Source organism: Methylobacterium sp. Leaf106, from assembly GCF_001422895.1.
GTDB lineage: Bacteria > Pseudomonadota > Alphaproteobacteria > Rhizobiales > Beijerinckiaceae > Methylobacterium > Methylobacterium bullatum.
In genome coordinates, this window is sequence record NZ_LMNB01000021.1 from 1 (window position 1) to 6359 (window position 6359).

Sequence of the window (6359 nt, forward strand, 5' to 3'; positions counted from 1 at the left end):
GTGACCAACCGAACCGCCTCGAAAGCGCCGGTCCCCGCCACAACAGCCAACATCATCCATTCAGAGAGCCAGACCAGACTTCTTCAGCGGCCTGTTAGGTCGCGTCCTAAGGAGCGCAGAAGCTCCTCGGGCACGTCCACTATGAGTTCGGGAAATTCGGGAGGTATGCCGGCATCGCGGTCAGCCTCGAAAATCTCTTCTAACGTCGTCGTCGTCCCTACCCTGCAAGCGGCCCTCACCCCGGAGCGAGAGGCTGGACCCAGTAGGCAGGATATGGGGCAATTCTCGCTCAAGTTATGGGGTAAATTTCAGGTTATAGGGTGTTGCACACTCGTAGCGGTTCTTCTCGCAGTCGCCGCCGCGCGGATACCTTCGAACGCATGCGGCGGGCTCGCCCGGCTCTAAAGCGCCACCGCATCGATCCGTCTTGCGGAACGTTGCCCTTACGTCATCTCATCCGATGCGGCGGAAAGTCGTGCAGTCGCCGAGAGCGGCCGGATGGGGGAACGGAAGGAAACAAGATGCCCAAGCCTATGTTCGACGAGAGCAACATCACATGGCGGACGCTGGACTGGCTGCCGCACATCGCCTTCTTCGTCTACAAGGTCGATGAGGAGAACCGCATCGTCGACGTCGTCTTCAAGTTCGCGGCGAACCAGAAGGTGATGCTGCACCGGCACAAGAGCCCCTACGTGACCCTCGTGATGCAGGGGGAGCTCAGGTTCTACCGTGAGGACGGGACCCTGAAGGAGACCCGTCCGACGAGTAGCTACGTCTCGGGCGTGGCGAACGGCGACCCGCATATGGAGGGCGGCGGCGACGAGGACGCTATCGTGTTCTTCAGCAACCGCAACATCGAGGACGCGCTGTACGAGTTCCTCGACGATGCGGGCAATCCCGTCCAGGTCCTGGGCATCGCCGACTTCAAGGCCCAGCTCGAAGACCAGATCGCGACGGGGACCTTTGCGAAGGTCACCGCCAGGGTTGCGTAGCAATCCAGAACACCGGGAGTGCGGAGGCAGCCTCGGTGTTTTCGCTAGCGATCACCCGGCGTTGCAGGCGATGCCTATCGCATACCCATGACCACCGCCGGGGCATGAGCTCCTGGTCGGTCGGAACCACCACATCGGCAGGGGGATCGCTTCCGACCCGACCATGGCTCGCGAGGCCCTACAGATCTTCAGCCCAATCCACGATCCGGGCGGCAACGGCTTCCCATCCCCTCTCCAGCATCATGTCATGAGCCATGCCGGGGATGAATTCCGCCGTGGTCCGATGCGCCCTCGCAACGGCCTCAACATGTCGCCGGGTGAAAATTGCGTCGTCCTCCGCACCGAGAACGAGAATGGGAGTGGTGACGCGGGACGGTTTGCAGAGGTCGAGACACATCACGTCCAGGTAGGACATGAACGCTTCGTCCTGGAGGCGGACGAAATGGCGCTCGACGTCATGGTCGGGCATCCTGGCCGAGAAGAAGAGGCGGCGAGCCTTGCCGGGGGTCGAGATCACCGACTTCAGGCTGCCGCTCAGATTCGCCTTGAGCACGCCGATGGGGTCATTCAGGAGGAAGCGGACAGCCGTCGATGCGAAGCCATAGTGGGGCATGGGCGCAAGCAGGATCGCGCCTGCCGCGTGCCGGGTTTCCAGGTACTTCTGGACAACGAACGCCCCCATCGAATGCCCGACCAGGATCGGCGGCCGTGACAGGCTTCCGGCGACCTGGGCGACGTCATTCACGTAGTCGCGCACCCGCGTCCTGCGCAGCCGGTCATGCCCGCCGCTGCCCCCATGCCCGCGCAGACTAAGGGCATAGACTTCCCGCCCCTGGGCGGCGAGGTGATCCAGGAAGCCCTCGTCCCAGCACCAAGCCGCGTGCCAGGCACCATGAACCAGGAGCAAGGGCGGGCGAGCACTATCGGTGCCGCGGGACAGAACCTCGATCCTCGGACCTTGGGTGTTGGTAGGTGACAGCGAGAGAGCATCAGCCATGGGGATTCGTCGTTGCACGGGCATGCCCGGTGATGCGTCAGAGTTCCTTGATCCATGCCATCAGCGTGGCGCCATGCTCAAACCGGGCCTGGGTGCGGTAGGTCGCATCGACCATGCTCGGATTGATCCCGTACTTTCTCGCAAAGGCGCGACTGAACATTTTTTCGGTCTCGAACCCGCACTCGTAGCCTATGGTCGAGATCCTGCGTTTCGGTCCTCCTTCAAGTCCGGCGAGAATGCGCATCGCCCGCGACAAACGGCGGTCGCGTATGTAGGTCGCGATGCCCCCGTCCTGCTCGAACAGCCCATACAGGGCCGTCCGCGAAATGCCGAAGCGGGCGATGAGCTTTTCAGTCCCCAGATCGAAGGACTTGATGTCGGCCTCGATGAACTGGCGGATCGAGATGCCAAGGATCGTCTCCCGTTCGTATGGGCTATCCCTCGTCGGATCGGTAAAGACCGCGTTGGCGAGCGCGATAGTGGCTATGGACAGGCTGTCCTGCTGATCTGCCGTCGCCGTCTCGATGCAATGGGAGAGGCTGCGAAGGTGGTCCGACATCAAGCGGGTGATTGGGTTAGCGTCAAACCTGAAGGACGTTCCATGCCGCGGAGACAAGTCACCGAGCCTGCGCTCGAACGACCGCCGGGGTATCAGGAGATTGATGCTGGAAACCTCGGTAGCGTCCGACACCATTCTCTGTGAAAGGTCGAATACCGTAAACCGTCCGGCCTCGACATCGATCTCGCTCCCATTGCGCCGCAGGGAGGCCTTGCCGGAAAGGTAGATACGCAAAAGGATATGGTCGATGCCCTGCTGCGAGATTTGTTGAGCAGATCGCTCAATCCTTTGCTGTGGCGCTGTCAGAAACCCAAAAAGACAACGCTGAAGATTGTAGTTTTTCATCTGAACGTTGGGCGAAACCTCCACGTCATCATCGATGTAAGCATGAAAAACAGGCGAAATTGCATCGCGCCACGCCTGCTTACGCTTCGCGGGATCTGGGATAGTGCCGGGCTGCTGATCGACTTTCATCGTAGATTTAGATCTATATTTAGCATTTATATCTAATGCAGGCACAATAACGATTCAACTAAATTTGCTATGATGCAACCCCAATCGGTGGTCAACAGCAATTTTCGTCTCAGTGCAAAAAATCGCCGTGTGTCAGGCAAAAATAGAATCGTCGGACGAAAAGTACCTTGATGTGAACGTTAGATGCCAAATAGCTTCCTATACTAATCCTGGATTTATTCTCCCATAAACCAAATGAAACCACCCTTTGTGGGTCGCGAGTTCAGCGCCCTTAGCATTGGTTGGATCCACTCATGTCTTCCGGCATCACTTTGTCCGCAGCCACGCGCCAGAACCTGCCGTCGCTGCACGACACCGCCGCGCTCGTGGCCACGAACACGGCGCTGCAGAGCATCCTCACGCTTCTCCGCCGACAGCGTCCCAATCGCTCCTGACGCTCCTTTCGTGTCGGAAAACCCAGCCCTCAAGCGCCGGCGATGGCCTGTGGGCAGAACTCACTTCTACGATGTACGAGAACTCCCAATGAGAACCATTCTGATCGCGTGCCTGCTCGGCGCGGGACTGACCGGGGCGGCGGCTGGCCCGGCACGCCTGGAAAAGGGCGCCGTCCCAGCCGGCCCATCACGTGCTGCCGTCGAACGATGGTTCACCGCGGGCCGAGAGTTGACCTGCTTCGACCGGAATCTCGACGAAGGCCCTTGCGATCTGAGCCGGGCCATCACCTTCTCGACGTTCTACGATGCCAACGAAGCCAACGCCTTGGTGTTCGTCATCTACTCCGCCAGCGTGAGCAACGCCGTCTCTCATAAGGTCGGGCAGTTCCGTCGCTCCGATGACGGATGGGTCCTCGTGCGCAACATTCGCGGCGTGTGGGGCGAAGGTCCCGATAGCCTGTCCTTCGAGGGCGGACGAGCCGTCTTCACCATGGCGGCGCTCATGCCCGGGGATGCCCGGTGCTGCCTGTCCGGGACGCAACGGTATGAGCTCGACCTGGCAACGGGAGCGGTCAAGGAAGGACCGAAACTTCCGGGCTTGGTCAAGGCACAGCCGGCATCCTCGAAAAGGTTCGCTCCCCGGCCCGAAGGCTACCAGGGCGCATCGTACTTCCACAACGGCAGCGAGGTGCTCGTCGACGAGCGAGCTGGCGTGATCCGCTACGAGGTCCCGAAAGCGTCGATCCGCAAGGCTGTAGCCAAGGGCACGGTCCTCTTCAGGGGGGCTTTCGCCACAGACGGCAGTGTCTCCGGGATGGCCTACGTGTTCAAGGCCGACTGCGAACCGGCCCCGTACCCGGTCATGGGTTGGTCGAAGGGCTCCACCATCGAACTGCGAGGTCTGGCCCCGCATCGCGATCCGAATTCCTGCGCCATCGTCGCCTCCTCGAAGCGGAGCGCTCACTCGACGCTGCGCTTCGAGGAATTCTCCGATTTTTGACCTTCAACCCGCAAGCGAGGAGCCGGGACAATGGCACATTGGAATATTCGCGCTCGCCTGATCGATCTCGGCGTGATGGAGATGGGAAGCGACTTCGTGACCTATAACGGCGTCAAGGTCGTCATGCCCGATGGGAAACGAGAATTCCTCGGCAAATTGACCATGCACAACGAGGTGAACTCGGTTTTCACCGAAACCCAGGGCGAATATGTGCAGCTTTACCTATCAGGACGACGCAACAAATATCCCGCGGTTCTCTACGGCATGAAAACACAGAATGAAGGTGTTTATTCAAAGGCATCCCCGACGACGCCCTTGAAACTTAAAATAATTCAATGGATAATTTTATCTCTATTTTTATGTTTCTTCTTGATAGGATTTATTTTGATTCCACTTCTAATTATATCTTATAGGTACGTGGCATCTTGGGATCCACCGCGCCGTAAGGTGTTTGACGCCCACATCCCGAAGGAAGTTGGCTTTGACCATCCACCGAAAGACCTTTCACAGCAAAAGGCTGCCTGATTGTCGAGAGTGAAGCATCCCCTCGCAAGCCTCGCGACAGGTAGAACCTGCGAGGCATCCCGGAATTGATCCGTTCACCAACGACCGCGAGCTGCGACCGTTGGTGCTATTCCGCATGGATACCGTATCGTGACGGGCCTTTTGACCAATGCTTCCGCCTCCGTCGCCCTGCACACATTGCGCTTGATCGGTCGGGATCTGGACGCGACGGCCCAGCGGGTCGCGACGGGATTGCGGGTTTCCTCGGCCTCGGATGGAGCAGCCTATTGGGCCATCGCCACGACGCTACGCGCTGATAACGGCTCGCTCGACGCACTGACCGATGTGATCGGTTTCGACAGGACCGTCCTCGACACCACGTCCTTCGGACTGGGTAAGGTCCTGGAGCAACTCAACGTCATGAGCGCTACGCTGGTCTCGGCTATGGGCGGGCAAGTGGACCCAGCCAAGCTGCAGCACTCCCTTGCGAGTGCCCAAGGCCTCATCCGGACCATTGGTGACAGCACCGTCGTGAACGGAACGAACTGGTTGTCCGTCGATACGGGAAGCGCCGGCTTCACGGCGCGTAAGGACCTCGTGATCGGTCTTTCCCGCCAAATTGCAGGAACGGCGCTCGGAACGATGGCGCTCGACACCTCGGGTTTCATCCTATTCGATGCCAAGCCCCGGGAGGGCGATGGTAGCGAGTTCAGCCCCGTACCGGCGGCAGGATCCCTGGCCGCTTCCCTGCGTGAGATTGCCAGGACCGCATCGACGCCATCGCCCGGTGGTTACCAACTTCAGACCTGGGACGGCGTGAGCCATCGTGGCGGCCAGACCCTCTGTCTGACCTGGAACTATGGCTTCATGGACACGCGATACTACGTGCAGGACGGCCCCCAGGCGAAGCAGCCGTTCTCCATCGCTTCCATCGACCTTTCATCGGGCGGTGCCGACAAATCTATGATCCTCGCCTACGCAAAAGTCGTAGACGCCACCCGCCAGAAACTCCTCGACGGTGCCGCGAGGCTTGGGGCCACCTCTGTAATGCTCGGGGCGCAGCAGGACTTCGCGCGTCACCTCATGGCCATCAACGCCTCGGCCATTGGCACGCTGGTGGATGCCGATATCGAGGCGGACTCAATCCGGCTGAAGGCCCTGCAAACCCAACAGCAACTCGGGCTGCAGACGCTCAACGTTGCGAACAGCGCCTCCCAAAACGTCCTTAGAGCGCCTAACAGAACCGTTTGATCTGGTTGAGAGTGATAAGACTGTGTTTCGGCGTGCAACTTTGACCCCGTGAGGCGGGGGATCGGCGTCCAATTCTGACCCCCTAACCTCGTTCTCGCAGACTGCTCTCCGGTACGGCCGGAAGGGTGGTGTAGGGGGATGAAGGGCG

Annotated in this window: 7 protein-coding genes; 5 read left to right on the plus strand and 2 right to left on the minus strand. The window is 59.8% G+C overall.

Annotated features, from left to right (window positions below):
• Positions 1-521: 521 nt before the first annotated feature.
• Positions 522-992: a hypothetical protein gene (locus tag ASF34_RS11830; RefSeq protein ID WP_056161273.1), complete on the plus strand. Its 471-nt coding sequence runs from the start codon at positions 522-524 to the stop codon at positions 990-992.
• 178 nt (positions 993-1170) lie between these two features.
• Here ASF34_RS11830 and ASF34_RS11835 read toward each other — a convergent pair whose 3' ends face one another.
• Positions 1171-1989 carry an alpha/beta hydrolase gene (locus tag ASF34_RS11835; protein ID WP_162240037.1) on the minus strand — a complete coding sequence of 273 codons (819 nt, stop codon included), beginning with the start codon at positions 1987-1989 and terminating at the stop codon, positions 1171-1173.
• Positions 1990-2026: 37 nt separating this feature from the next.
• Positions 2027-3022 (minus strand): helix-turn-helix domain-containing protein, encoded by a 996-nt coding sequence (locus tag ASF34_RS11840; RefSeq protein ID WP_056161276.1) that lies wholly within the window; start codon positions 3020-3022, stop codon positions 2027-2029.
• 293 nt (positions 3023-3315) lie between these two features.
• Here ASF34_RS11840 and ASF34_RS22790 point away from each other — a divergent pair, with 293 nt between their 5' ends.
• The 4 genes from ASF34_RS22790 to ASF34_RS11850 all read left to right on the plus strand — a co-directional run bounded on the left by ASF34_RS22790 (position 3316) and on the right by ASF34_RS11850 (position 6211).
• Positions 3316-3456, plus strand: a complete 141-nt coding sequence (locus ASF34_RS22790) for a hypothetical protein (RefSeq protein ID WP_156465708.1) — start codon at positions 3316-3318, stop codon at positions 3454-3456.
• A 49-nt stretch (positions 3457-3505) separates the two neighbouring features.
• Complete coding sequence (locus ASF34_RS11845) at positions 3506-4456, plus strand: hypothetical protein (protein ID WP_244478977.1); 951 nt, start codon at positions 3506-3508, stop codon at positions 4454-4456.
• 30 nt (positions 4457-4486) lie between these two features.
• The gene (locus ASF34_RS22795; RefSeq protein ID WP_156465709.1) at positions 4487-4981 is read left to right on the plus strand and encodes a hypothetical protein; all 495 of its coding nucleotides are present in this window, start codon (positions 4487-4489) and stop codon (positions 4979-4981) included.
• Between the two features lie 129 nt (positions 4982-5110).
• Positions 5111-6211: a flagellin N-terminal helical domain-containing protein gene (locus tag ASF34_RS11850; RefSeq protein ID WP_056161280.1), complete on the plus strand. Its 1101-nt coding sequence runs from the start codon at positions 5111-5113 to the stop codon at positions 6209-6211.
• The last annotated feature ends 148 nt before the right edge of the window (positions 6212-6359 follow it).

Coding starts and splice junctions, on each gene's coding strand:
- ASF34_RS11840 (WP_056161276.1), bottom strand. CDS start 3,022: ATGAAAGTCGATCAGCAGCCCGGCACTATCCCAGATCCCGCGAAGCGT.
- ASF34_RS11830 (WP_056161273.1), top strand. CDS start 522: ATGCCCAAGCCTATGTTCGACGAGAGCAACATCACATGGCGGACGCTG.
- ASF34_RS22790 (WP_156465708.1), top strand. CDS start 3,316: ATGTCTTCCGGCATCACTTTGTCCGCAGCCACGCGCCAGAACCTGCCG.
- ASF34_RS11835 (WP_162240037.1), bottom strand. CDS start 1,989: ATGGCTGATGCTCTCTCGCTGTCACCTACCAACACCCAAGGTCCGAGG.
- ASF34_RS22795 (WP_156465709.1), top strand. CDS start 4,487: ATGGCACATTGGAATATTCGCGCTCGCCTGATCGATCTCGGCGTGATG.